Raw genomic sequence first — 24,395 nt, 5'->3', positions numbered from 1 at the left:
AAGCGAACGTGAGGCGCTAGGAATGCGCAGCGTGTGTGCACTGCGCACTCCTTAGGGGAACCCCTCCAAGGAGTGCGCGTGGAGGCCAATCCGTCAGGAAGATGCGGCAGCTTCAAGTGCCCCGCGAATGTCCTCATTCTCGCCGAGTCCTCACGGGAGAACGCGGATGACCGTCTTTCCCGCGCGCCGCTCCGTCGAATTGAAGGTGGCGACCGCATCATCCAGACTTGAAACCTTGCCGATGTTCGTCCGCAGTCTTCCGTCCCGGACCCGCTGAACGATCTCGGATAGCTGGGCACGATCAGCCTCGACGACGAAGTCGACCGTGAGGCCATCAGCAGGTCGAATATCCGTCGGTCCGACGGCTGTCACAAGCGTTCCTCCGGCCCGGATCAGCGCTGCGGACCGCTTCTGGACATCGCCGCCGATAACGTCGAATACCAGATCGACGCCGCCGACGTCTTCCAGGGTGTCGTTTGCAAGATCGACGAATTCATTTGCACCGAAGTCCAGAGCCTTCTGGCGGTCAGCGGCGCGTCCGGTGCCGATGACATAGGCGCCGGCTTCCCTCGCGAGCTGCGTCACGATCGAGCCGACGGCGCCAGCCGCGCCGTGTGCGAGGATGCTCTGTCCCGCCTGAAGGCGGCCATGCTGAAACAGTCCCTGCCATGCGGTCAGGCCGGATATTGGCAGGCTTGCGCCCACAGTGAAGTCGACGTCGCCGGGCAATGGCGCGAGGTTGCGGGCTTCCATGGCGACGTATTCAGCGAGTGTGCCGTCGCGATACCAATCCGACAGGCCGAATACCCGCTGACCGATCGACAGCCCCGTGGTGCCATAGCCCAGCGCAGTGATCACACCGGCCAGCTCATGGCCGAGGATCGATGGCGTCCGGTCACGGAAGGCCCGATCGGTCCAGGTCGAAGGCCAATCCAGTTCGGTGTTGACGAACCCCGCCGCATGGACCTGAACTACGACGTCATTTATTGCTGCCTGCGGCTCGGGTCGCTCCACCAGCTTCATTCCGGCAGTTCCCGCAGCCTGGTCCGTTACTACTATCGCTTTCATGGAAATGTCTCCTCAGTCATTTGTTGGTTCAGGATAAATGGCAGGCGCGGAAAGCCTTTTCGATCTCTCGCGCAGCGAGCTATCGGTTCGACGCCTTTCCGCGACGACCTTGATGTCGAATTGCTGTGTGATGCCGACGAGACATCTGCTCGGATTCCTGGGACCACCGCACCGATTTTGCGGAACCCAGGATCCCCGTGACATTCAACCGCGCGACGGTGGCGGGCGCTTCATCGTCAAAAGATCCGTCACATCATGCAGATCGTCTGGCGATGAGATGGCAACGGTCAGCCATTTCCCGTCAATGTAGGTTTTCGCTTCATCGTAGAGCTTGAACAATTGCGGACGCCAGACATAACGCCGCTCCTCGAACTTCTCTCGTTCTGCTCTCCCCATGACCACGACAGCCGAAAAGCGCCGGTATCCCGGCACCAGGGTGCAGAACGCCTTGGTCTTCTTGTAGCGCAAGGACCAACCGCGGTTCTTGCCACCGTAGAGCCAGTCCGGCGCGAATACTCCAGGGTAGAATTCGTCGATCCAGCTCCGCAATTCGGGCCAATGCTCGAATGCCTCTGCTCTGATCCATTCGCGGACGGCGCTGTCATCGGGCGGCGCTGATTTGTCGGTGATCCTGTCGCCGATTTGGGGAAGCGTACTGGTTGGTAAAATCATCTGAAGGCCTCGTGTTCACGGTCCGGCGGAGGTCGGAGGGTTAAGATGCGGGCGTGCCAAGAGCTTGCGGCGCGCCCTCAGAGCGTTCCAGTCGACACTCCGCCCAGCAGGCGGGCATGGCGGCTGGGTCTTCAGCCCGATCGAGCTGAGTGCCGGCTACAGATACGGCGTAAGAAAATCGGGTTAGTTTGCTCGGTCACCGGTAAAGACGCCGCCGGAAGCGGCGCCGATAAAAACCGGGCGGTCCCGGAGCATTCCCACCTTCCCGGCCGGCGTCGACTTCATCGTGCGACCGACGCGCAGGATTTGATCGATCCACGCTTTGAGGACCGAAGGAATGGTGAAATTGTGCATGGGCGTTCCGATGACAATTACATCGGCCGCTTCGACTTCCCGGATAAGCGCTTCGGCAACATCCAGAGAACCCTTCGGAGGGGCCGCCAATGTGGCCGGCGTCGATAGCGCGACCGCATAATCGGCCACGGCGTGGGCGAGGGTTCGGTCCCCAGATCACGCCGGCTGATGTTTGCCCCGGGCGCAACCTCGAGAAGCTTTTCGACGATCGCAGCCGAAAGCTCTCGGCTATGCGATTCTCGACGCGGACCGCTATCAATATGGAGAATGTTCATGATCGATCCCAATGACTTCGAGAGGTTGCGACGGGGCAAAGCTCAGATCGAGCCGGCCGGCGTTACGGCGGGAAAGTCCTTTTCCGGGTCGAACGCGTTATTGAAAAAGTTCGTCAGGGAGTACATCGCGACCAGCGCTACAATCTCGATGACGTTCGCATCCGTGTAACCCGCATCGCGGACGGCTTTCACATCGGCGTCGGCGACCTTGCCGCGGGTCTCGATGACTTTGCGTGCAAACTGGACGGCGGCATCCCGCTTCGGATCGCGGGCATGGCCCTTGCGAGCGAGAATGATGTCATCTGCCGGCAACCTGGCCATATGCTCGGCCGTGAAGCTGTGAACCGTCAGGCAGTAGTCGCAGCCATTCACTTCGGAAACGGCGAGGCCGATGCTGTCACGCGTTTTCACGTCGAGCGCCTTGCTCAGGGCGCCCAGCAGTGCGGCCCATGCGTTGAACGCGATCGGGCTCGCCGCGAAGGTCGCCATCATATTTGGGGTGAACCCGATGCTCCTGGTGAACGCATCGAGGGTCGGTTGAGAAGCAGCCGGCACTTGTTCCGGCCTCAGAGCAGCAGCTCTTGGCATCTTAAACTCCATAAGTTTCTGGATTGATTGAGAGTTATGCGAAGTCCAGCACGTCGGCCACGGGCATGCGCGGCTTCTGCGGCCAGTTGCCGGCGCGCTCTGGCCCTACGGTCAGCAGCATCACCGGGATTTCGTCGTCGGCGAGGCCGAACTCGCGGTGCACGGCTTCGTCGTCGAACCCGATCATCGGCGTCGAACCCAAGCCGAGTGAGCGGGCCGCATAGATAATCGCCGCGGCGCCAAAGGTCGCAGAACGTACGGCCTCGTCGCGCTGCCTCTGGGGCTGATCATCATAGAGGCCGCGAGCGGGTGCTTCCCATTCCGGCACCAGGTGCGCCGGCATGATGCCGGCTTCCACCACCGGCGCCAGACGCGCAGGGACGGTGCTCGCATCGGCCAACTGGCCGATGATGATGAAGGTAACGGCGGCGTCGGTGATCGCGGGCTGATTCCAGGCGATCGGACGTAACCGGGCCTTGGCCTCGGCTGTGCGGACTGCGATGAACCGCCAGTTCTGCAGGTGGAAGGATGTTGGCGCGGACGTGCCGATCTGCGCCAGGTCGCGAATCTGATCGTCGCTCAAGGTGGCGGCTGGGTCGTAGTACTTGGCGGCGCTGCGGCTCAGGATTGTGTCGATGACGGCGTTCGTCGCCACCGGCCTCGTGGGCGAATGGGAAGGCTGGGGTGCAGGGGCGATGCTGATGCAGTTCATTGGGTGGCTCCTCATCAAGTGATTACGGAACCGAATTTACGACCACGGGTGAAAATTTCGAGACTGAAGTAGCTCAATATGATGCTCGAAAGGATCAAGCATTACCATATAAGTCTGGAGGGGCCCGACGCTACGCGCGATTGTGCGCCAGTCGGCGCCACTCCCCGGGCGTCATCCCCATCCTTTCGGCAAACACACGCCGGAATGCCGAAACAGATTGATATCCAACTATGTCGGCCACAGCCTCTGTGCTGATCGCTGGCTTTTTCAATTCGTTGGCGGCCAGACTCATGCGCAGATCGGTCAACAGATCAAGGGCGGAGCAGCCTAGCCGGGCTTGAAAATGCCTCATAAACGTAGCGCGCGACATGCTGCACAGGTCCGCCAATTCAGGAAGTTTCCAAGACCGCGTTGGATCGGCGAACATCGCCGCAATTGCCGGAGCCAGGCGCGGATGGCCGGCCAGGGCCAACAACCCTTCGGGTGCGCTGTCTGCTTCGCTTGCCGCGCGCAATACCAGGGTGAATAGGGCCGAAGAAAGTGCGTTGAGGATGGCACGCCCTCCCGCTTTGTCCCTGGAAGACTCCATTCGCATCAGCCTCACCAGGCTGGCCAACTGGTTGGAGGCGGAGCCCAATCCATCTTCTTCATCACCGTTCAGAGCCCGCGTCACCAGATTTGCGGGCATGTAGTTGCGGATCAGTCGATCATGGGGCGGCGCGATGAAAAATCGACCACACAACAGATCGAGTTGCTCGCCCTGGCTATCGTTCTCGCTCAGCATCCATCCGCCAGACCCCCGGTGTTGCCGGGTACGGATAGGTGTTTGCCCACTACCGTCGTGCAGCACATGCGCAGCACCGTGAGGCAAGAGCACGATATCTCCACTCACCAGCTCTCGCGCTGTTCGCGTCTCCGGATCCTCGATAATGGCGCGGCCCTTGACTATGATGTGATAGGGGATTTCGTTCGCCGCGGCCTCGCCCCAGGCAACGCGCCATGGCGCGCCATACGCACAGCGGACCTCGAGCTGACCGGTTACAGTGACGATTTGCAGGAGATGACTTAACCAATCGACTTCAGACATTGGATCTCAAGAACCGGAAATGATGAAACATCTTATCGCAATTGTGCATTGGTTCTACTTGTCGCCACGTTTCCAAACCTGGCTCCGTGCCGGGCCTAGATCATGAGCGAACCACCGAGCGCCCCCTGATCGGAACAGGGGGCTGTATCAGACGTCGCCATAACGTCCGACTATCGACTCTATCGATGTGCCGTCACGATGCGCGTTCCGCCTGACGTGCTGCTCGAGCTGGCTCGTCGGATATCCGTGAAGCATGGTAGGCTTTCGGAAAGCTGGTTGTCTCTAGAGTTCTTGAAGTCGTCGTCCTGACTATGATGTTATGGAGCTGGTGCTAGCGCCTGGTCGCAATCCACAATACATGGCGGGCACCACCGTTCTTACTGTTGGCGCGCATGCTCACTTCGTCGGTGGCGAAGCCAACCTCACGCAATCGGCGCGTGAAAGCGCGATCCGGCGCGGATGACCAAACGGCAAGCACACCGTTCGAGCGGAGGGCAGTTTTGGCGGCCCGAAGACCGTCATGGCTATATAAATTGTCGTTGGAGGTGCGCGTCAGCCCATCGGGGCCGTTGTCGACATCAAGCAGAATCGCATCATATGCGGCCTTCTTCGACCGGATGAGCACGCCGACGTCACCGAGATGGATATCGACACGTGGATCGTCGAGTGTGCCGTCGTGGAGATCTGCCAAAGGTCCGCGCGCCCATTTGACGACAGCGGGAACGAGTTCGGCGACAACGACATGGGCGTCTTGAGGAAGCACGCTCAGAGCGGCCCGCAATGTAAACCCCATGCCGAGGCCGCCAACGAGCATGCTGGTGTTTTTCCGGCCCGCAATCCGCTCGCAGCTAAGCGCTGCCAGTGCCTCTTCCGAGGCGCTTAGCCTACTGTTCATGAGCTCCGTCGAGCCGAGCATGATCGAAAATTCGCTACCGCGCTGCTTCAGGCGCAGCTCGCCGACATCACCGGGAATGGTCGCGCGATCAAGGTGAATCCAGGGAAGCATTGGGGCATCTCATTGCGTTGTTCAGAGGCCTCGTAACATGGCGGTCGTGCCGAAGACATCACATTATCGGTGAATAGTAGAGTTGAATGCAAACCGGCCGTTCTCGACTGGGTTTCTCGTTCCTCTCAGATTCGCGAGGGGAAGCTGCAGCCTACGAACATTGCCTTCGGTTTCCCCGCAGCTCGAAGTGCAAAGGGGCGAAAGCGATGAAGTTCAGCATGGTTCGTCGTCCGGGAACCACGTCTTATTGTGGGCGGTTGGACTTCAGCCGAAAAATCGGGCGATGCGCTGTTTGGACACCAATGCGTCAACCCGTCCCGCTAGGCCACACTTTTCACCGACCCCTATACCGGGCTATTGCGGAGCCGCGGACGCGCTTGCCTATGAGAGGACCCGCGGGCGGCGGCGCCTGATCGCGCTAACAGGTGTCAGGGTCCGGTCCAGCACAAGGGGCGTTCAAGGTTCCGTCAGTCGCATGAAGTGACTGTGCAATTGATATCGAAACCAATGCCTTGATGAAGGGGACGAAGTCGGCCGGGATGCCGGCCGGATTGCTGACCTTGATGTCCGCGCCGTCCGCGCAGGGCTTTTCACGGTACGATCTACCGTGGAGTTCTAGTCGAGAGCGATGATGGTGCCGGCTTAATCAGACGCGGCCGGGCGTCGCGGCACGCATTTGGCCGATCTCGCTTACGACTGCCAGCCTCTGACAAACAGGGTCCGCGGTTCGACACCCTTCAAGACCGTGATTTCCAAAGCTACCGCGGCGCTGAAGTCAGTTAGGACGCTAGATCCGCGTGATAAGGGAGGTACGAGCGCCAGGATGTGCCAGGCGCTCGGAGAATGTATTAAAGCACGCGGACGTTTTCTGCCTTGGATTTGCCGGTCTTGCGATCCTGACCCAAGTCGTAGCTGACGCGCTGGCCGTCGCGCAGAGCGCCATCCTGCACTGCGGAAATATGGACGAATACGTCGCTTCCACCATTTTCGGGCGTGATGAAGCCGAACCCCTTGTCGTTGTTGAAGAATTTGACTGTGCCGTTCGCCATGATTTGATCTCCAGAATTCAGCGATGGACGATGGGCGAAAACCTATAGGCGCGAGGCGGTGGCCGCAATACCTCCGTTTGCCCTCGAGCGACACTTGAAACCAGAATGTACCTTCCTTGCTCAAAAGATCGCCTAATGTATCGACTGGAACGCCGTTGCCCCGGCGTTCCTGAATCCAGCAGAACTTTCAGGTTGTCCGCATCATCGGAGGCGAGTTTGCCTATTCAGAGCGCAAAGCCTCGGTTATTGCCTTGAAATGTATCTAAGGAAGATAGATGCTCCCCTTGCACTGTGGATGATGACGGAGCGACTTCATGGGGCAGTTGACGACCAGAGAACGGGAGCTGGCGGCGGCCACGTTGGTGATCCTGGCGGTGATCGGTATTGCCATGGCTGCCGCCGGCCGGGTGGATCCCCTTGGAGTTCACGGCGCGATTGTTCTGCTCTATAGCCTTGCTTTGCTGTACCTGATCATGTCGACATCCTTCGGCCCGCCCCCTGATCCAGCGCGCATCTCCCGCTATTACGACGATCCGATCAAGGTTGGCGTCTGGTTCACATTGCTCTGGGCGATCTTCGGAATGTTCATCGGCGTCTGGGCCGCAGCCCAGCTTGCATGGCCGAGCCTGAACTTCGACACCGCATGGGCCAGCTTCGGGCGGATCAGACCTGCCCATACGACCGGCGTGATTTTTGGGTTCGGCGGCAACGCTCTCATTGCGACCTCTTTCCATGTCGTACAAAGGACCTCCCGCGCCCGGCTGGCAGACCAATTCAGCCCGTGGTTCGTGCTCTTCGGCTACAATCTTTTCTGTATCCTGGCCGTGACCGGCTATTTCATGGGCGTGACGCAGTCGAAGGAATACGCCGAGGCGGAATGGTACGCCGATCTTTGGCTCGTCATTGTCTGGGTCACCTATTTCGTCCTTTACATCCGCACCCTGGCGCGCCGCAGGGAGCCGCACATCTATGTCGCCAACTGGTACTACATGGCTTTCATAGTGGTGGTGGCGATCCTGCACATCGTCAACAACCTTACGGTTCCGGTCTCCCTCGGACATGCCAAGAGCTACACGATCTGGGCAGGCGTCCAGGACTCGATGGTACAATGGTGGTATGGGCACAATGCCGTCGCCTTCTTCCTGACGGCCGGCTTCCTGGCGATGCTCTACTATTATTTGCCGAAGCGTGCCGAGCGGCCGATCTTTTCCTACCGTCTGTCGATCCTCAGCTTTTGGGGCATAACCTTTTTTTACATGTGGGCGGGGTCTCATCATCTGCACTACACGGCCTTGCCGCACTGGGTACAGAACCTCGGAATGACGTTCTCCGTAATGCTGCTGGTGCCCTCATGGGCATCGGCCGGCAACGCCCTGCTGACGCTCAACGGCGCGTGGCACAAGGTACGTGACGACGCGACGCTGCGCTTCATCATGATGGCGGCTTTCTTCTACGGCCTCTCGACCTTCGAGGGATCGTTCCTTGCGGTGCGTCCCGTCAACTCGCTGTCGCACTATACCGACTGGACCGTCGGCCATGTCCATGCGGGGGCTCTGGGCTGGGTCGCGTTGATCACCTACGGCTCGCTCTACACGCTCGTGCCCGCGATCTGGAAGCGCGAGAGGATGTATTCGGCAGCCCTTGTCGAGGTCCATTTCTGGCTCGCCTTCGCAGGCACCGTCATCTACGTCTTCGCGATGTGGAACTCGGGCATCATCCAGGGCCTGATGTGGCGGACCTATACCGGGGAGGGGACACTCGCCTATTCCTTCGTGGATTCCCTCGTGGCTATGTACCCCTACTATATCGCCCGCGCCTTCGGCGGCCTGCTGTTCCTGATCGGAGCCGTTGTCGCCACCTACAACATCTGGATGACCGTACGCGGCGTTCCCGTGCTGGCTGAACGGCACGACGATGTTCCGGTCGGCCCACCGATGCCGGAAGGCGCGGCGACGGGACCGGCGGAGTAACGACATGCGCGAACTCCTTCATCGAAAGCTGGAGCGAACGGCGATCGGTTTCGTGCTGGCGATCATATTGGCGGCCAGTGTCGGCGGGATCGTCGAGATCGCTCCGCTGTTCACCATCGACGAGACCGTCGAGGACGTCGAGGACATGAGGCTCTATACGCCGCTGGAGCTCGCCGGCCGCAACATCTACATTCGCGAGGGCTGCTATGCCTGCCACAGCCAAATGATCCGGACGCTGCGGGACGAAGTCGAGCGCTACGGCCCCTTCTCGCTGGCGGTCGAGTCCAAGTACGACCACCCCATGCTCTGGGGGTCGAAGCGAACCGGACCGGACCTTGCCAGGGTAGGGGGCAAGTATTCCGATTTCTGGCATGTAGCCCATCTCACTAATCCGCGTGACGTCGTGCCGGAGTCCAACATGCCGGCCTATGCCTGGTTGGCTAGAACGCTGCTACGGCTGGACGACCTAGGCTCTCATTTGGAGGCGCAGCGGAGTGTCGGAGTGCCCTATACCGACGAAATGATCGAGAACGCCGCACGCGATGCCTTCGGTCAGGCGGTGCCCGACAGCGAACAGGCATCGGGTGTCACCGAACGCTATGGAGAGGAGACGCAGGTCAGCGCCTTCGACGGGGTGGCAACGCGGGTCACGGAGATGGATGCGCTCGTCGCCTATCTGCAGGTCCTTGGACGGCTCACCAATGCGGCATACCAGAATACCGCGGCGCCGGAACAGGTACCCGATCCAGGCGATTGACAAGGAAGGACAAGGTCGTCATGGACGTTACACACGAGACATTGGTGGAGGCAGCGAAGACCTGGGGGCTCTTCTACCTCATCGGATTCTCGATCTGCGTGCTCGTATACACGTTCTGGCCGGCTAACCGCGAACGCTTCGATCGTGCCAAGAGGGGCATTCTCGACGAGGACGACCAGCCATGGACGTAGAGGAAGTCGATCCGATCAGCGGCAGGAAGACCACCGGACATGAGTGGAACGGCATCAAGGAGCTCGACACGCCGGTTCCCCGAGGCGTGCTGCTTTTCCTGGTCGTCACTCACGTCTTTGCGCTGATCTGGTGGGTGCTGCTGCCGACGTGGCCGCTCGGCACCACCTATACCAAGGGTCTGCTCGGAATCGACGAGCGCAACGTCGTCGAAGAGAAGCTCACTGCCGCCGCTGCAGCCAGGGCGGTTTGGGAGAAGAGGATCGACACGCTCTCCTACGAGCAGATAAGGGCGGACGAGCAGTTGATGGCGACGGTCCGTTCCACCGGCCATCAACTCTTCGGCGACAACTGCGCCGTTTGCCACGGCGTCGACGGAAAGGGCCGGAGCAACTATCCGGATCTGACCGACGACGACTGGCTTTGGGGCGGCGGACCGCAGGATATCGAACAGACCCTCAGGGTCGGCATCAACACACGGCACCCTGAAACCCGCGTTGCGCAAATGCCCTCTTTCGGACGTGAGCAGATGCTCGAACGCAATCAGGTCCGTGACGTCGCCGCCTATGTTTATTCGCTGACCAATCCGGGACACTCCACGCCGGAGAACATTGGCCGGATCGAGGCGGGCAGAGAAGTGTTCCTCGCCACTTGTGCCGCCTGCCACGGCGAAGACGCGAAAGGCAGTCGGGAGGTCGGCGCTCCCAACCTGACCGACGCTTATTGGATCTATGGCGGCACGATGCAGAGTATCATTGAGTCCGTGCATGGCGGGCGCCAGGGTCATATGCCGACATGGGACGAGCGGCTGACACCCACGGAGATCAAGATATTGGCGCTCTATGTGAATTCTCTGGGCGTGGAAAAGCCGTGATGACGAAAGTCGCTCCCAGACGAAGCAGATCGTGGCTGGCCTGGTGGGGCCTCGTCGCTGCGGCCATTTTCCTCGGAGCGAACGCCCACATGCTTTACGTCGCCATCGACAGCGCTCCCGGATGCGTCGCTCACCTGAAGCAGACGGGGTCGGCGCCGGGACAGTACAGGGCCGCGAAATCATCCTGCTAACGTCATGGTGTACCCGTGGAGAGACATATGTCCGGGACTGGAAAATTACAGCGATGGGTAGGCGAGGTCTCAGGCATAGAGGAGACCTGGAATCCGAAATGGCAACGCCATCTGCCGGCGCAGGCACCCTTTGAGTGGCTCGCGAAAGGTTGGCGTGACCTGATCACTTACCCGATGCTCAGCCTGAGCTACGGGGTAGCCGTTTTTGTCGTTTCCTTCCTGATCATTTGGCTGCTGTTCGCCACCGGACGCGACTATTTCCTGTTCCCCGCCATTGCAGGCTTCATGATCATCGCGCCGCTCCTCGCGACGGGGCTTTATCTGAAGAGCTCGCGCCTTGAGCGATCCGAGCCGGTCAGTCTCGGGAGCATGCTCCGCGTCAGACCGGTGGCCGGCGCCCAGGTGTTCTTTACCGGGCTTCTGCTCTGCATGCTCATGCTGCTCTGGATGCGAGCGGCTGTGCTCATCTATGCGCTATTTTTCGGCGTGCGGCCGTTTCCAGGCCTCGGGCATGTCACGCAACTTCTGCTGATGTCGCCCATCGGATGGGCCATGCTCGCGGTCGGCATTTTCGTCGGCGCCCTTTTCGCCGGATTTTCCTTCGCCATAAGCGTGTTCTCCATCCCGATGCTGCTCGACCAGCGCATCGATGCTTTCACGGCAATGGGCATCAGCGTCGCGCTCGTCTGGAACAATCTCAGGCCGATGCTCGTCTGGGGTGCGATCGTGCTGGGGCTGTTCCTGGTCAGTGTCGCCACGGGTCTGGTCGGGCTGGTCGTGATCTTCCCCTTGCTGGGCCATGCAACCTGGCATGCCTACAAAGCGGTGCGATAGCATGTCCTGCTGCCCGGACATCGCCGTTCCAGTCGCCGAGAAGGCGGGTCGGAAGACCGCGCGCGCTGAGGAGATCCGGCTCGCGAGCCGTGACCTCGGTGACGGCCTTCGGCAAACCATATTGACGTTGCCCGATGTTCATTGCGCTGCATGTATTGCTGCCGTCGAAGGCACTCTCGGGAAAACCCCTGGCGTCGAGCTTGCCCGAGTAAACCTGTCCACCCGGCGTGTCACCATCAACTGGCGCGGCAATGACGGCGAGAGCCCGGATTTCGCCGCCGCGCTTGCGAATATCGGCTATGCCTCGCATCTGGCCTCCATCGAGGAGGACACGCAGGATCCGGTGCTTTCCTTGCTTTTGAAGGCGCTGGCGGTCGCCGGTTTCTCGGCGATGAACATCATGATCCTCTCGGTTTCGGTCTGGTCAGGGGCCGATCCCGAGACCCGCCACGCCTTCCATATGGTTTCGGCAGCGCTCGCTCTGCCGGCAGTCATTTATTCAGGCAGGATCTTCTATCGCTCGGCGTGGGCGGCGCTGCGGCATGGTCGCACCAACATGGACGTTCCGATTAGCGTCGGCGTTCTCCTCGCCTTCGCCTTGAGCGTCTATGACACCCTCCACAACGCACCCTATGCCTATTTCGACGCGAGCACCTCCTTGCTGTTCGTTCTGCTGGCAGGGCGAACGCTGGACCATCTGATGCGGGGCAGGGCGCGTTCCGCGGTGGGAGCGCTTTCAAGGCTCGCGCCAAGGGGCTCCAGTGTCATCCGGGCAGACGGCACTATTGATTACGTCCCGCTTTCCGAGGTCAAGCCGGGCATGCATCTGCTCGTCACCGCCGGCGAACGTGTGCCCGTCGACGGCGTTGTCGTCAAAGGCGCCTCGGAGCTCGATTGCTCGCTCGTTTCGGGGGAGAGCCGGTGGAAGCGTGCCGAGCCTGGAAGCGCGCTGCAGGCGGGCGTGATGAACCTCGCCAATCCGCTGACACTGATTGCGACCGCATCCGCCGACGGTTCCTTCCTGGCCGAGATGACCCGCATGATGGAGGCGGCCGAGAGCGAGCGCTCCAGCTATCGCCGCATCGCTGATCGCGCGGCCGGATTGTATTCGCCCGTCGTGCATGGCGTCGCGCTCCTTTCCATGCTCGCATGGCTCTATGGAACCGGAGACCTCCACAAGTCCGTCACCATTGCCATCGCTGTGCTGATCATAACCTGCCCCTGCGCCCTTGGACTTGCCGTTCCGATGGTGCAGGTGGTGGCGGGGCGGCGCCTTTTTGAACGCGGCATCATGGCTCGTGACGGATCCGCATTCGAGCGGTTGAACGAGATCGATACCGTACTCCTCGACAAGACCGGAACGCTGACCCTTGGCGATATGCGCCTGGTTAACGCGGGCGACATTCAGCCCCGGCTCCTGTCCTTGGCAGCCGTGATGGCGAGGGTCTCGCGGCATCCCGCGTCCGTTGCTATTGCCGCCGCCAGCGCCGGTCGTCAGTCATCTCCCGTGACGTTCGACAGTCTCAAGGAGACCCATGGGTGCGGGATCGTGGGGCGGGCAGGGGACGCGGTCTATCGCCTCGGGCGCCCTTCATGGGCGTCTTCCGCGCCGCCCATCGAAGTCGGCACGTCGTCGACAACCGTGCTGTCGAAGGACGGCGAAACGATAGCGGTTTTCGCATTCGAGGACTCCATCCGTCCCGGCGCTCGCGAGCTTGTCCAGACGCTGCGCTCGGCTGGCCTTTCAGTGAGCATAGTTTCGGGAGATAACCATCCTGCGGTTTCGTCCGTTGCCAGACAGTTGGACATCGGGGAGTTTTCGGCCGAGCTGCTTCCAGGTGAAAAGGTGGAGGCCATCCGGTCGTTGTCCGCCGCCGGGCGCAAGGTGCTGATGATCGGCGACGGGCTCAACGACGCGCCTGCGCTGGCGGCCGCGCATGTGTCGATCGCGCCTGCATCGGCCACGGATATCGGCCGGAGCGCGTCCGACTTCGTATTCCTGGGGCACAGCCTGATGGCTGTCCGGGACATCATGCAGACGGCGTCTCGAGCCGATGCGCTGATCCGCCAGAATTTCGGGATGGCGGTCGCTTACAATCTCGTCAGTGTGCCGTTCGCGATTGCCGGACAGGTCACGCCGCTCGCTGCTGCAATTGCGATGTCCTTGTCCTCGATCATCGTCGTCGGAAACGCACTGCGCCTCGGGGCACGGACCGGGAAGTACGGCCGCAGCTTCCGTGCGAGAGAACCAGCCAGGGCAGCGAAATGAACTACCTCGCTGTTCTCATACCGATTGCCTTGGCGATGGGCGCGGTAGGCCTCCTGGCATTTCTCTGGTCGCTTCGTTCCGGGCAATATGATGATCTCGACGGGGCCGCGGAAAGGGTCTTGTTGGACGACGAGGCGGACGAGGCACCAATGGCAGGAGAAGGAACTGTGAGCAGGTATCAGCGTTCCCGATCGGAAGATAACGATGAACCGAAACTCCATCCCGGAGGATCCAATGCAGAGCAGGGATGAACGCGTGGACAGCCGCTCTCCCACGGAGAGGTCAAATTCGATGCAGAAAGAGCTGCCGGACCGGCAGATCGATCCTTCGGAGTCCGTGACGCTGTTTGCAATTGCATTTGGAGCGATCGGTGGTCTGATCGGTCTCGTCGCCGCAATCATTCTCCTGCCGGATTCCGGTGAAGGGACTATTTTCCTCAACTGTCTGATTGCGTTCCTTGCTGGCGGTTCTGCAGGGCTGGTCGCTGGCGGCACGCTTGGAGCGGCCCTTGGTGTGTTTCGCGGTGTCAGAGCGCCTAAAGTACACGGCCAGTGAAATGTCGAACACGCCAGCAGCCGACTGTAATGCGGCGGCTGCGCGGATACCTCCCCGTAGTCCGGTCGTCAAATCTCCACCTGACGGCGGTGGTGACCACCTTGTTAGTCGCTGCAGCGCCCCCGCCTTCACATCATCCGGCATTGGCGGATCGATCGGCAGGCGAATCGTCTGTGTGGATACGATCGCGGCCACCAAGCTTTGCCATGTAAAGTGCCCGGTCTGCGCGGGCATAGAGGCTAATAGCCGTATCCCCGGACTGGGCGCACGCAATGCCTGCCGAGAATGTGTATCGGAAGTCCGGATGCTCCGGCAATGGCCTGGATTTGCGCACGGAGGCGAGCATCCGATCGACGATCAAGTGTGCCTGGCCGACGGGAGTGGCTGGAAGTGTGAGCACGAACTCCTCTCCGCCGATACGTCCGAAGCAGTCGGTGCGCCGGACCAGGCGATGGACCCTCTTTGCAAAGTCTCTGAGCACCAGGTCGCCGATCTGGTGACCATATTCGTCATTGATGCTCTTGAAGCGGTCGATGTCGAGGACGCAAAGGCAGCCTAACGATGTCTCAGCATCCTCTTGCGGCTGCAACATGTCTTCAATTCGAGCGGTCACGAAGCGGCGATTGGCGATACCGGTCAGTTCATCGGTATAGGAGGCCTTTATCGCCAGATCCCGGTCCTGCCGGACGGTGCGCGTCTTGGCCCTTAAGCCCGTCACATCGCTGGCAACACAAAGCATCCATCCGTCTTTCTGGACCGTCTCGGTCATCCACAGCCAACGTCCGTCGATCAGATCGGTTTCAAAGGCTCTGAAGCCAACCTTCCCGCGGCGAGACTGGGTCGCGATCAGCCACTCTTCAAAGTCTGCAGCGTGGATAACAGTCCCGCGTTTGGCATGAAAATTCCGCCGCATCAGATCGGGCCAAAAGGGTGTCTCATCCGGCTCGATGAAGTACGCCGCTCGAAACGCCTTGTTCGCGTAACGAAGTCGGTCAAACTCGTCGTAGACCGCCGCGAGAACAGGGGAGGACTCGAATAGTTCAGCTAGTCGCGTGATGTCCTTATCCATGACCCGACGTTAGACGATTGTCGTTAATGCAAGTGGTAGGCAGAGTGAGATTTTCACCAGACATCACTACATTCGCACAGCCTGATGTCGAGAAGACGGCCGATAGCTGCGCCACGGATCATCCACATTGATCAGAATCAAATCTGTTAGGACGCGGGTCATTTGACCGCAAACGGCTCAAAAAAATCCAACAGCGGGTCGGGGATAATCCGAAGCGCCCGTGAGTAGTGATCGCCTGGTTGCATCCGCCGCCCCCAAAAACGCCTCGCGCGGGTAACGCACGAATTCGATCCAGTCGCTGCCCAATCAGGCTCCAACCATCGTGAAACGGGGCTTGGGATAGGTCCTGGTATCTCTGCCACGACCAAAAAAGGTTAGGGAGAGCTGTGTCTGAAACTTATCGTTGCGCGTGTGCCCCGACCCGGAGCGGAGATCATCTGGAAATCAGCTTTAGAGTTTTCGCGCAGCGATTGCACGATCAACTCGCCAAGCTTGCCGTGTTTGGGCCAGATTTCCCCTTCGGGCAGACCTATTCCGTCGTCCGCAACGATCACGCGATAACCATCATCCCCGAAAGTGCTTCGCAGAGTGATTACCCCTCCTTCGCGCCCCGTGAAAGCATGCTTGAGCGCGTTAGTGAGCAGTTCGTTGACGACCAGGCCCGTTGGCATGGCGACGTTAATCGAAACGGGATATGGGTCAATTTTCATGTCAAGGCTGACCCCATCGCAAGCGTTCGACGCCATGACGGCGGATGCGATCTGACCGATATAGACGCCAAGATCCACCTTCTGAGGGCTCTCTCCCTTTGCCAGGGCTTGATACAGGGTGGTGAGGGCTTCAATCCGCCCGGCCAACCTTTCGAAGGACCTCGTGTCTGGGGCCGGATTGCTGCGTGCTTCGAGGCGGATTAGTGCCGTGATCATCTGAAGGTTGTTCTTCACACGGTGTTGCAGCTCCCGAAGCAGGAGATCCTGCTCTTTGATACGGTTTTCGAACTCCTCGCGCTCGGCCTGCCGGTGCTCGGTCACATCCACAAGTGCGACCAGGCGGAAACACGGCGTTCCCTCGTCATCTTCGACCACACTTGAATAGACGTCCATAATGGCCGTCGTGTCCCCAGTACTTCTTTTGAAGGTTCCGACGTGGTCGGTCTGGATCACAATGGCTTGACCGAGCGATGACATTTCCTGCGCGACGGCAGGTTCTGCTTCAAGCACGCCCCAATCCTTGTTCTCAACCTCCGACGCGGCCAATCCTGAAAGGCGCTCGAACTCTGGGTTGGCGTAGATAATTCGGTCTCCCCGAGAGCCGATTTTAGAGAGGACGAGAGCGATCGGTACTTGATCGAGAAATCGTTTGAATTGTTTGTTTTCGAGAGCTTCCGCCAGATCGGCATTGTCGAGAAGTCGGTCGACCTGTTCAGGCAAATTGTCGGAAGTCATTTCGAGTCCCCGGTTAGGAATAGAGTGTAACAGAAACATCGAAGTTAGGGGGACCAAAATGCGTCAGGAGAGCAATGTCGGCGTGCATTGCCGGTGGCGGGGGAGGATCAACGCTCAATGCTCACCTGTTGCCGGCCCCACTCGGATATGGGTCACGATTTCCCTTCTGGCGCGCCCCGGAACGCCAGAGGATGGTCGAGAGCAGCCCTACCTCCACGAGACTAGAAGCGCGCTGTAGGTGATGTCCCCGTTCTGTGCTTCGAAAATCGCGTAATGTATCGACTGGAATGGTGCAGCTGCGCGATTGCCTCCATTGTGATTAGTGGCTGAGCCGCGACCCTTGTCCTATTCGATATCCCGGCGATTGCTTGATTGTTTGAGCGGCTGCCCCTTACGGAGTCGCAAAGGTCACTCGCTCAAAACTTGCGAGATGACTGCATAACGATCATATTGCTGTCATTGAAGGCGAGTGCGAGGATTTGACTATGGCTATCCTGACAGTTCGGAACGTGCCCGATGAGGTGCACCGCGCTTTGCGCGTGCGCGCGGCGATGCACGGCCGCAGCACCGAAGCGGAAGTCCGTGAGATTTTGGAAAGTGTAGTGAAGCCCGAGCAGCGCGTTCGTATAGGAGATGCCTTGGCGGAGCTCGGCCGGCGGCTGGGACTGACCAATGATGACTTCGCAGTGTTTGACCAGGTACGTGATGGGGCGCCGGCGGAACCAATGAGGTTTGAATGATCGTCTTGGATACGAATGTCGTCTCCGAGGCGATGAAACCAGAACCCGATCCGGCTGTGCGCTCATGGTTGAACGAGCAGGTCGCTGAAACCCTATATCTGTCCAGTGTGACGCTAGCCGAGCTGTTGTTTGGTATCGGTGCGTTGCCTGACGGGCGGCGCGAGCAGGCTCTGACCGAAACGCTTGACGGCGTGCTCGAACTGTTTGGCCATCGCGTGCTGCCCTTCGACATCGGCGCTGCTCGGCATTATGCCGACCTAGCGATGGCGGCGCGAGCGGCCGGGAAGCGATTCCCGACGCCCGACGGATATATTGCCGCCATTGCCGCCTCCAAGGGATTTATCGTAGCGACGCGCGACACCAGCCCCTTCGAAGCGGCAGGAGTCATCGTATTAAACCCTTGGGACCACCGATGAATTCAGACTGTAACGGGATTTCAGGCGAAACCAAATCAGCCTACCTGTTCCCTCAGGCGCCAAATCACATTCAGCAAGGTCCGCAATGCGGCCATTGATTTTGATAGTCCGGTCCCCAACTTCGATTCGGCTTATGATCGCACGCAGGTAGCTTTTCATTCGCGATCTGCTGGTGGACTTCCAACGGACGCTGATTGTGGAGAGGACAAGAGCTGGACCGGAAGCCGCCGAGCCTGCGGACGGAATGGCGAAGCGGTCGTAACGGGAGTTCCAACTCAGCCATGGGAAACGGACATCTATCTTAATCCCAGATACTAACTAACTTGATATACCCAGCAGCCGGGTGGCACAGTTCTTTCCCCAGCAAGGCATGTCCACCAAAAGGCTCCGCGTCGTTCGGCGGTCAAGAGTCTGACTGTCCCCGAACGCGATCAGTGCCGACCAATGACCAAACCTGCCGTTCTCGCTCCGATCTCCGAAATCCTCCGCGCGTACTGGAAGTCCGACCGCTGGATGCTGTTCCTCGTCGCCGTGGTCGTCTTGCTCTCCAGCGTTGCGAGCGTCGCCGCGCCCTTTCTCTTCTCGCGGCTGATCGATCGTTTGCCGCAGGAGGGCTTCCTGCCGATACTCGCCTGGGGATTCGTGGCCTATGCCGTGCTCTTGGGGCTCTCGTCGGCGCTGCAGCACATGATGCAGTACCTCTCTTTCATGAGCGCGGAGAATCTCGGCTTCATCAGCGGTACGCGCTTCTTTGAACGCATCCTGAAGAAGACCAGTACCTTCTTTGTCGAGCACAACCCGGCCGAGATCCAGAATGCGAGCGCGCGTGGACGCGAGGCGCTGACGACGCTGGTGCAGCTCGGCCTCATCGTTTTCATCCCCGGCGCAACGCAGATCCTGCTCACGCTCGCCACCCTTGGTGCGTTGATCAACATCGAGGTGACGGCAATCGTCGTGGTTTACGGCGTCGCCGCCGTCACCCTCACACTCATCTCCGCGCGTGGGGCCCGCGTCTTCCTCGACAAGGCTATTGAGGCCGGCCAGGAGAATGCCCGCTTCGTCGGCAACGCCATGAATGCCATGGAGACGCTGCGGCATTTCGGCAGCCATGGCTGGATGAGCCGGCGCTTCACGGCGCAGGCCGAAGAAGTGCGCGACAACTGGCGCGCCTATGTGCTGCAGCGTCTCGGCTACATCGCTGTGCTAGGGGTGGGGCTCACCATCCAGTTCGCCGTCACCCTCTGGCTACTCTTGCCGCGTTACGAGGCCGGCGCGCTGACCATCGGCGACATCGTCCTGTTCAACACGCTGCTGCTGCAGCTCAACATGCCCTTCGAGATGATCGCTCACGCCATCGATGACGTGGCGCGCTCGCGGGCGGCCCTCGTCCCACTCGCAACCATGTGGGCGGCCCCCGAGGAGCGGCAGGTGTCGCATGCGCCGAGCTTCGTGCCGACCGAGGGCCGCATCGTCGCCGAGCGTGTCAGCTACGCCTATGGCAACGGGCGTGGTGTGAAGGATATCGACTTCACCGCCGAGCGCGGTGCCATCACTTTCCTCGTCGGCGAGACCGGCTCCGGCAAGTCTACGATCTTCAGGCTAGCGCTGAAATCGATCGAACCGGATCAGGGGCGCATCCTCGTCGATGGCGTCGATCTTGCGACCATCGACCAGGCAGACTGGTACAGCGCGGTTGCCGTCGTGCCGCAGGAGGTCGTGCTGCTCAACGAGAGCCTGGCTGACAACATTCTGCTCGGCCGTGCGCGCGATGAGAAACGCTTGCGCCGGGCGGCCGAGAAGGCGGCGATCCTGTCCTTCATCGAGGCTCTGCCCGAGGGCCTCGAGACGACGGTTGGCGAACGAGGCCTGAAGCTATCGGGCGGCGAGCGTCAGCGCATCGCCATCGCCCGCGCGCTCTACGGCGATCCAGCGATCCTCTTTCTCGACGAGGCCAGCTCGGCGCTCGATGAGACGACCGAGCGCGACATCATGGAACATATCCGCATGCTCTCGCCGGATGTGACCGTGCTTGCGATCACCCATCGGCGAAGCGTGATCACGGAGACCGATAGGGTCATTCCCCTCAATGGCGGTGGTCTAGCCGACTCGTAAAGGCCGAGGTCGCGTTTGCGGCCGATCGACCACTAGATGCTGCCGCTCTCCCTGGCGACGCCGGCGACGTGCTGGCCGAGCTTGCGGTCGAGTTCGCGCGACCAGGGGACGCGCTGGAAGCCAAGGCCGTTGTCGATCATGGCGAAGCGACCGGAGGAGAGGGTGAGGCGTTGGCTAAGCATCGAGGAGCTTTTGTTTTTGGCCACGGTGTCGATCTCGCCAGAGTCTAGCTTCTCCGTCAGATCGTTCTGCGGCTGCGATGAACTGACGCTCCATCAGCTCGAGCACCTCCATAGATGCCATGACGCTGGCAATCGAGCCGTGCACCTGCAAACGTTGCCGGCTGATGACCCGGTGTCTTGCCGATCACCACCTTCTGGATCAGATAGCGCACCATCGGCATTGTTGCGGGCCAGGAAGATCAGCTTGCGGATGCCGACCTCGACGTTCTGCGGATTGAACTGCGCCTTTACCCTGGCTGCTTCTTGCGGGGCGGCGCTATGTGTGATTTTCTCATGCCCCTTTTGTTGTTTCCAAAAGACGGGAGCCTCGGAGCCCGCGGATGCAATCAGCAGGCTTGCGTTCACGCCGCCTACTTAAACGAGGGACTTCTGGAATGGGTATAATCTGGACCATCATCATTGGCTTTGTCGCCGGTATCGTGGCGAAGCTCATCGTGCCCGGCGAAAACGAGCCGAAAGGCTTCGTCCTGACGACAATCTTGGGCATTGTGGGGGCTTTCGTGGCCTCCTATCTGGGGCAGGCACTAGGGTGGTACAACGCCAACCAGGGCGCCGGGTTCATCGGCGCCATCGTTGGCGCCGTGATTGTATTGCTCGTATGGGGCGCCGTCGCCCGGCGCGCTTAAGAGCTCACCAAGCAGAAAGGAACCGACAATGGCTTCATCTCGCAACACCATGCCGTCGCTCGCGGCGCTATTGGGGCTGCTCGCGGTCGCTGGTTACCAGAACCGCGATAAGCTTGGCCAGATCTTTCAGGATGCAAAGGCGGGCGCGCAGAACAGCGGCGGTATTCTCGGCGAACTCGGCAAGATGTTCGGCGGCTCCGAGGAAGGTTCGCTCAGCAAAGGCGTGGGAGAACTTGTCGATGCTTTCAAGAACGGTGGAAACCAGGAGGCGGCAGACTCCTGGGTAAGCGCCGAGAAGCCGTCTCAAGGCATCTCGCCCGAACAGGTCGAATCGTCGATCGGCAAGGATACCCTTCAGGAGTTGGCCGCAAAGACCGGCCTGGATTACAATGAACTGTTGAGGCGCCTTTCGACATCGATCCCGGACGCGGTGGACAAGATGACCCCGAACGGTCAGTTGCCGCAGAACGATGAGGAAGTCCTTGGCCGATCCGCAGGTCCCGCTTCCCTATAGCCAGAACGGCGGGAGGCGCCACGCGTCTCCCGCTTTCGTGGCCCCTACACTCCGCCGCGCCCCACCCGACATTGACAGTGCATGCCAACCCACTATTTCAGCACGGTCGCATTCGAGGAAAGTGAGGCTGGACATCATCTTGCGCGCGCTGCCGTTCCTGTTGTCCAACCGATTGCGAGAGCGGCCGCGAACCTCGACGGTCATTTCCCCGCATTGGCCGAGAGATCGACACGATCAACGGGTTGGTTACTCGATCCTGGCATCCCGATCTGAAAATACTCAGCGGTGTTCCCGTCAGAGCATACCCGTGGCGGCAAGGACGTCGACGATCCCTAGAGTGCCGACCTGCGGTTCCGGCAGGGGGACGATGAGGGCTTCGAGGCGGCGGCTGCGCTCACGTCAATTCCCGTATTTGGCAGGGAAGGATCGATTTCGACCAGAATCGTCCTAAGCCCGCTGCACCTCAAGCTCTAGTCTCCTGGTTCTCGGCATCGTCGGGTGATAGCGGCTGAAAGAAGAGGGGAGGTCCTGACCGCCTGTGTGCCCGAAGCCGCCTCTTCGTGCCGCCTGAAACCGAGAGAAATTAGCTATCCATCGCCAAATACATGCCGGAGTCGTCCCCTTCCGGCGAAACGGCATCTGGGAACGGCTGTCAACGGCGACCAGGACCAGAGGTGATGTTCCCGGCGACAGACTGGTGGTCGTCGGAAAGCCTGCTACCGGTTCTGGAGGAACGGCGGTCAGATGACGGGCGCACGATTGCTTCCAGACTCATCTGCTGATGGGGCTCACAGCGGCTTCCTAGGTCCCCGTCACCTTCGATTGTCTCCAAGCTCTCAAAACCATCATTTCTGTAAACGAGCTCGTGCAAATTCGAGCCTGCCCTCCTCACTACTCCCGATCTCCAACCGGAAGGACCCTGTTCCACAGGCGAATTGAAGTCCTCCAGCGTCATGCCGAGAAGCGACAACGTCGCCGGAGTCACGTAGGTGAATTTGCCGGCGGCGTCGGTCGCCCATGCGTTGCCAACCACGCTTTCGATGATCCGAGCCGCTCGCCCTGCTTCGGAGTCGATTTCGCCAAGCGAGTTAAACGCCGTCGTCATTGCCTCCTCCTACGGACGAGAAAAGCTGCGGACCGTCAGCGCGTCGCGCAGCACTTGTTTTGAATATCTGTGTTGGCGAAATCACGCGCACAACCCTAATCGCGCCTTGCCTCAGCCGCACCCTATGGAAATCCATGCATTGCATGTCGATGGGGTGAACTGTACCTGCCCAAAGTTTATCGACACGACGATTGTCGGCAGCAATCCCGCCTCGGTCAATGTCCGCTTCGGGTCGGTCTTTCACTTTCCTCACAGGTTGCGAGAGGGTAGAATGGTGACCCTTCTTCGGTCGAGCTGCCGAGCGGCCGCGGGAGACTCTACGAAGCTGTGGGGGAGGCGCTTCACAGTTAGAACGTCTGTGATTTCGAGCAGAGGCCGGCCCCGTTATGCCACCTTACCTCTTTTCATGCGCCCGGGTGAATGAGAAGCTGCCCGGGCGCAGGTTGCCCGAAACCGGATAGACAGGTGACAGTTTTCTCGCTGTCGGGGAGGCCGGCGATGGTTTGGCGGGAGACCGGCGCCGTGGACGCTATCTGCTGGCGCTGGAGGCGAAGGGCTCGCCGAGCGAGGCGGAGGCATGGCCGATGTTCGGGCGCCGCAGACCCGCTCGCAAACGCTGCTTCACTTTTCGCACTACGCAACTCCCTGCCATCCCTCGCGGATGTGACGGTATCCATCGCGATAGACGGCCTCGGGCGTCTCGGAAAAGTCGCGCCAGACCTTCGTTGCAGCCGCAAGCTCCTTTAATGCACGACCGAAGGCTTCGATCGTCAGCCATTGGTCATAGCCGCTTGCGCGGATCGCCTTGAAGGTCTCGGTCCAGGGGATGTTCCCCCGGCCCGGCACGCCGCGGTCGTTCTCCGAGATGTGGACGTGTACGATGTGTTCCTTGTTACGGGTGAAGGCTCCGATGGGGTCGGCTTCTTCGATGTTGCTGTGGAAGGTGTCGTACATGGCGCGAATATTCGGATGCCCAATTGCATCAATATGGCCGGCAAGGTCGTCCATCGTGTTAAAGAGATAACATTCGAAGCGGTTCAGCGCCTCGAGCGCAACGGTGACGCCGCGCTCAACGGCATGATCGCCGATCGTGCGCTGCGAGAAGATGGACCGCCTCAGTTCCGCGGCGGTGGGCCCGGTGCCTGAGAACTGGCCCAGCGTAGAATGCAGGGGCCCGCTTAGCGTGTGCGCACCGAGGGCGGCGGCGCAATCGATAGCCCACCGCATGTAGGCGATGCCGCGCTTGCGCGTCGCGGTGTCAGGCGAAATCAGGTTCATGGAAGGGTCGCTCATGGCAGACACAGCAGTGCGCTCCAGGCCGATGCCATCGAGCAATGCGCCGAGGCGGCGGTAGTCGTCCGGAGTGCCCTCGAAGATCGGAATCTCAACCCCGTCGAAGCCGGTCGCCTTAATGTCCCGGAGTAGCTTCTCATGTTTCCGGCCGACGCTCGTCGTCCAAAGAAACATGCACATACCGATCTTCATCGTTCCTCCTCCGGCTGCGCGGTAACGGCCTCCCCATCTGCCAATCTGGTAATACCAAATGTGGCAATCTGGTCAAGGTGACAACGTCATGTGTTCGAATGCGAAGCGGCCGAGCTTCGCCCCGCAATCGCGTGAAACGCCGAGAAAGTCGAGGAGGCGCAGGCACGCTTGCTCCGCAGGCGATAATTTCA

At 60.2% G+C, this 24,395-nt stretch carries 27 protein-coding genes and 1 pseudogene; 14 read left to right on the top strand and 14 right to left on the bottom strand.

The features are described 5' to 3' along the window. Nucleotides 1-150 precede the first annotated feature (150 nt). From QN224_RS25670 to QN224_RS25630, 9 genes are all read right to left on the bottom strand, one after another. Nucleotides 151-1,068, bottom strand: a complete 918-nt coding sequence (locus tag QN224_RS25670; RefSeq protein ID WP_283978918.1) for an NADP-dependent oxidoreductase — start codon at nucleotides 1,066-1,068, stop codon at nucleotides 151-153. Between the two features lie 204 nt (nucleotides 1,069-1,272). After that, nucleotides 1,273-1,740: a DUF3788 domain-containing protein gene (locus tag QN224_RS25665; protein WP_283978917.1), complete on the bottom strand. Its 468-nt coding sequence runs from the start codon at nucleotides 1,738-1,740 to the stop codon at nucleotides 1,273-1,275. Between the two features lie 183 nt (nucleotides 1,741-1,923). Continuing rightward, the gene (locus QN224_RS25660) at nucleotides 1,924-2,223 is read right to left on the bottom strand and encodes an NAD(P)H-dependent oxidoreductase (protein ID WP_283978916.1); all 300 of its coding nucleotides are present in this window, start codon (nucleotides 2,221-2,223) and stop codon (nucleotides 1,924-1,926) included. Next, a complete protein-coding gene (locus QN224_RS25655; protein WP_283978915.1) occupies nucleotides 2,112-2,369 on the bottom strand; it encodes an NAD(P)H-dependent oxidoreductase in 258 nt (85 codons plus the stop codon). Before QN224_RS25655 ends, QN224_RS25660 begins: the two co-directional genes overlap by 112 nt. 42 nt (nucleotides 2,370-2,411) lie before the next feature. Continuing rightward, entirely contained in the window at nucleotides 2,412-2,957 is a 546-nt protein-coding gene (locus QN224_RS25650) for a carboxymuconolactone decarboxylase family protein (protein WP_173514040.1), read from the bottom strand. Nucleotides 2,958-2,991: 34 nt separating this feature from the next. After that, nucleotides 2,992-3,669, bottom strand: coding sequence for a nitroreductase family protein (locus QN224_RS25645; RefSeq protein WP_283978914.1), 678 nt, complete (start codon nucleotides 3,667-3,669; stop codon nucleotides 2,992-2,994). A 130-nt stretch (nucleotides 3,670-3,799) separates the two neighbouring features. Continuing rightward, on the bottom strand, nucleotides 3,800-4,756 hold the full coding sequence (locus QN224_RS25640) for an AraC family transcriptional regulator (RefSeq protein WP_283978913.1): 957 nt from the start codon (nucleotides 4,754-4,756) through the stop codon (nucleotides 3,800-3,802). A 331-nt stretch (nucleotides 4,757-5,087) separates the two neighbouring features. Then, a complete protein-coding gene (locus QN224_RS25635) occupies nucleotides 5,088-5,762 on the bottom strand; it encodes a hypothetical protein (protein WP_283978912.1) in 675 nt (224 codons plus the stop codon). Nucleotides 5,763-6,610: 848 nt separating this feature from the next. After that, nucleotides 6,611-6,811, bottom strand: coding sequence for a cold-shock protein (locus tag QN224_RS25630; RefSeq protein ID WP_173514037.1), 201 nt, complete (start codon nucleotides 6,809-6,811; stop codon nucleotides 6,611-6,613). A gap of 314 nt (nucleotides 6,812-7,125) precedes the next feature. On the opposite strand from QN224_RS25630, the gene ccoN reads away from it, so the two are divergent. From ccoN to QN224_RS25585, 9 genes are read left to right on the top strand one after another with little or no spacing between them, the layout of a single operon-like run. Continuing rightward, nucleotides 7,126-8,781, top strand: coding sequence for a cytochrome-c oxidase, cbb3-type subunit I (gene ccoN, locus QN224_RS25625; RefSeq protein WP_173514036.1), 1,656 nt, complete (start codon nucleotides 7,126-7,128; stop codon nucleotides 8,779-8,781). Nucleotides 8,782-8,785: 4 nt separating this feature from the next. Further along, nucleotides 8,786-9,538, top strand: a complete 753-nt coding sequence (gene ccoO / locus QN224_RS25620) for a cytochrome-c oxidase, cbb3-type subunit II (protein WP_173514035.1) — start codon at nucleotides 8,786-8,788, stop codon at nucleotides 9,536-9,538. Between the two features lie 20 nt (nucleotides 9,539-9,558). Beyond that, nucleotides 9,559-9,729, top strand: coding sequence for a cbb3-type cytochrome c oxidase subunit 3 (locus QN224_RS25615; protein ID WP_173514034.1), 171 nt, complete (start codon nucleotides 9,559-9,561; stop codon nucleotides 9,727-9,729). Continuing rightward, nucleotides 9,720-10,601, top strand: coding sequence for a cytochrome-c oxidase, cbb3-type subunit III (gene ccoP, locus QN224_RS25610; RefSeq protein ID WP_173514033.1), 882 nt, complete (start codon nucleotides 9,720-9,722; stop codon nucleotides 10,599-10,601). The genes QN224_RS25615 and ccoP overlap by 10 nt, the downstream gene beginning before the upstream one ends. Further along, the gene (locus QN224_RS25605) at nucleotides 10,601-10,792 is read left to right on the top strand and encodes a hypothetical protein (RefSeq protein ID WP_173514032.1); all 192 of its coding nucleotides are present in this window, start codon (nucleotides 10,601-10,603) and stop codon (nucleotides 10,790-10,792) included. Before ccoP ends, QN224_RS25605 begins: the two co-directional genes overlap by 1 nt. A 27-nt stretch (nucleotides 10,793-10,819) precedes the next feature. Beyond that, entirely contained in the window at nucleotides 10,820-11,626 is an 807-nt protein-coding gene (locus QN224_RS25600; protein ID WP_173514031.1) for a DUF2189 domain-containing protein, read from the top strand. 1 nt (nucleotide 11,627) lies between these two features. After that, entirely contained in the window at nucleotides 11,628-13,895 is a 2,268-nt protein-coding gene (locus QN224_RS25595; protein WP_283978911.1) for a cation-translocating P-type ATPase, read from the top strand. Continuing rightward, nucleotides 13,892-14,146 (top strand): cbb3-type cytochrome oxidase assembly protein CcoS, encoded by a 255-nt coding sequence (gene ccoS, locus QN224_RS25590; RefSeq protein WP_283978910.1) that lies wholly within the window; start codon nucleotides 13,892-13,894, stop codon nucleotides 14,144-14,146. The genes QN224_RS25595 and ccoS overlap by 4 nt, the downstream gene beginning before the upstream one ends. Further along, entirely contained in the window at nucleotides 14,130-14,450 is a 321-nt protein-coding gene (locus QN224_RS25585; protein WP_283978909.1) for a hypothetical protein, read from the top strand. The genes ccoS and QN224_RS25585 overlap by 17 nt, the downstream gene beginning before the upstream one ends. A gap of 133 nt (nucleotides 14,451-14,583) precedes the next feature. Here the strand turns inward: QN224_RS25585 and QN224_RS25580 are convergent, their stop codons facing one another. Next, a complete protein-coding gene (locus QN224_RS25580; protein WP_283978908.1) occupies nucleotides 14,584-15,519 on the bottom strand; it encodes a GGDEF domain-containing protein in 936 nt (311 codons plus the stop codon). A gap of 374 nt (nucleotides 15,520-15,893) precedes the next feature. Beyond that, entirely contained in the window at nucleotides 15,894-16,964 is a 1,071-nt protein-coding gene (locus tag QN224_RS25575) for a sensor histidine kinase (RefSeq protein WP_283978907.1), read from the bottom strand. A 485-nt stretch (nucleotides 16,965-17,449) separates the two neighbouring features. Here QN224_RS25575 and QN224_RS25570 point away from each other — a divergent pair, with 485 nt between their 5' ends. The 3 genes from QN224_RS25570 (at nucleotide 17,450) to QN224_RS25560 (ending at nucleotide 20,232) form a co-directional block, all read left to right on the top strand. Beyond that, nucleotides 17,450-17,704: a plasmid stabilization protein gene (locus tag QN224_RS25570; RefSeq protein WP_283978906.1), complete on the top strand. Its 255-nt coding sequence runs from the start codon at nucleotides 17,450-17,452 to the stop codon at nucleotides 17,702-17,704. Continuing rightward, complete coding sequence (locus tag QN224_RS25565) at nucleotides 17,701-18,120, top strand: type II toxin-antitoxin system VapC family toxin (protein ID WP_283978905.1); 420 nt, start codon at nucleotides 17,701-17,703, stop codon at nucleotides 18,118-18,120. The genes QN224_RS25570 and QN224_RS25565 overlap by 4 nt, the downstream gene beginning before the upstream one ends. Nucleotides 18,121-18,564: 444 nt before the next feature. Beyond that, the gene (locus QN224_RS25560) at nucleotides 18,565-20,232 is read left to right on the top strand and encodes an ABC transporter ATP-binding protein (protein ID WP_283978904.1); all 1,668 of its coding nucleotides are present in this window, start codon (nucleotides 18,565-18,567) and stop codon (nucleotides 20,230-20,232) included. A gap of 32 nt (nucleotides 20,233-20,264) precedes the next feature. On the opposite strand, the pseudogene QN224_RS25555 reads toward QN224_RS25560, so the two are convergent. Further along, nucleotides 20,265-20,435 (bottom strand): annotated as a pseudogene (locus QN224_RS25555) (DUF3363 domain-containing protein); the annotation flags it as partial. A 413-nt stretch (nucleotides 20,436-20,848) separates the two neighbouring features. Between QN224_RS25555 and QN224_RS25550 the strand changes: the two are divergent. Then, complete coding sequence (locus tag QN224_RS25550) at nucleotides 20,849-21,100, top strand: GlsB/YeaQ/YmgE family stress response membrane protein (RefSeq protein ID WP_283978903.1); 252 nt, start codon at nucleotides 20,849-20,851, stop codon at nucleotides 21,098-21,100. A 28-nt stretch (nucleotides 21,101-21,128) separates the two neighbouring features. Beyond that, the gene (locus tag QN224_RS25545; protein ID WP_173514022.1) at nucleotides 21,129-21,614 is read left to right on the top strand and encodes a YidB family protein; all 486 of its coding nucleotides are present in this window, start codon (nucleotides 21,129-21,131) and stop codon (nucleotides 21,612-21,614) included. Between the two features lie 652 nt (nucleotides 21,615-22,266). On the opposite strand, the gene QN224_RS25540 is transcribed toward QN224_RS25545, so the two are convergent. Both QN224_RS25540 and QN224_RS25535 read right to left on the bottom strand, forming a co-directional pair. Next, on the bottom strand, nucleotides 22,267-22,719 hold the full coding sequence (locus tag QN224_RS25540) for a PAS domain-containing protein (RefSeq protein ID WP_283978902.1): 453 nt from the start codon (nucleotides 22,717-22,719) through the stop codon (nucleotides 22,267-22,269). A 633-nt stretch (nucleotides 22,720-23,352) separates the two neighbouring features. Continuing rightward, nucleotides 23,353-24,204 (bottom strand): sugar phosphate isomerase/epimerase, encoded by an 852-nt coding sequence (locus QN224_RS25535; protein ID WP_283978901.1) that lies wholly within the window; start codon nucleotides 24,202-24,204, stop codon nucleotides 23,353-23,355. Nucleotides 24,205-24,395: the final 191 nt, after the last annotated feature.

This window comes from Sinorhizobium sp. 7-81 (assembly GCF_030124405.1).
GTDB lineage: Bacteria > Pseudomonadota > Alphaproteobacteria > Rhizobiales > Rhizobiaceae > Sinorhizobium > Sinorhizobium psoraleae.
The sequence above is the reverse complement of the archived record's forward strand: the minus strand, read 5'-3'. Positions and strand labels throughout refer to the sequence as shown.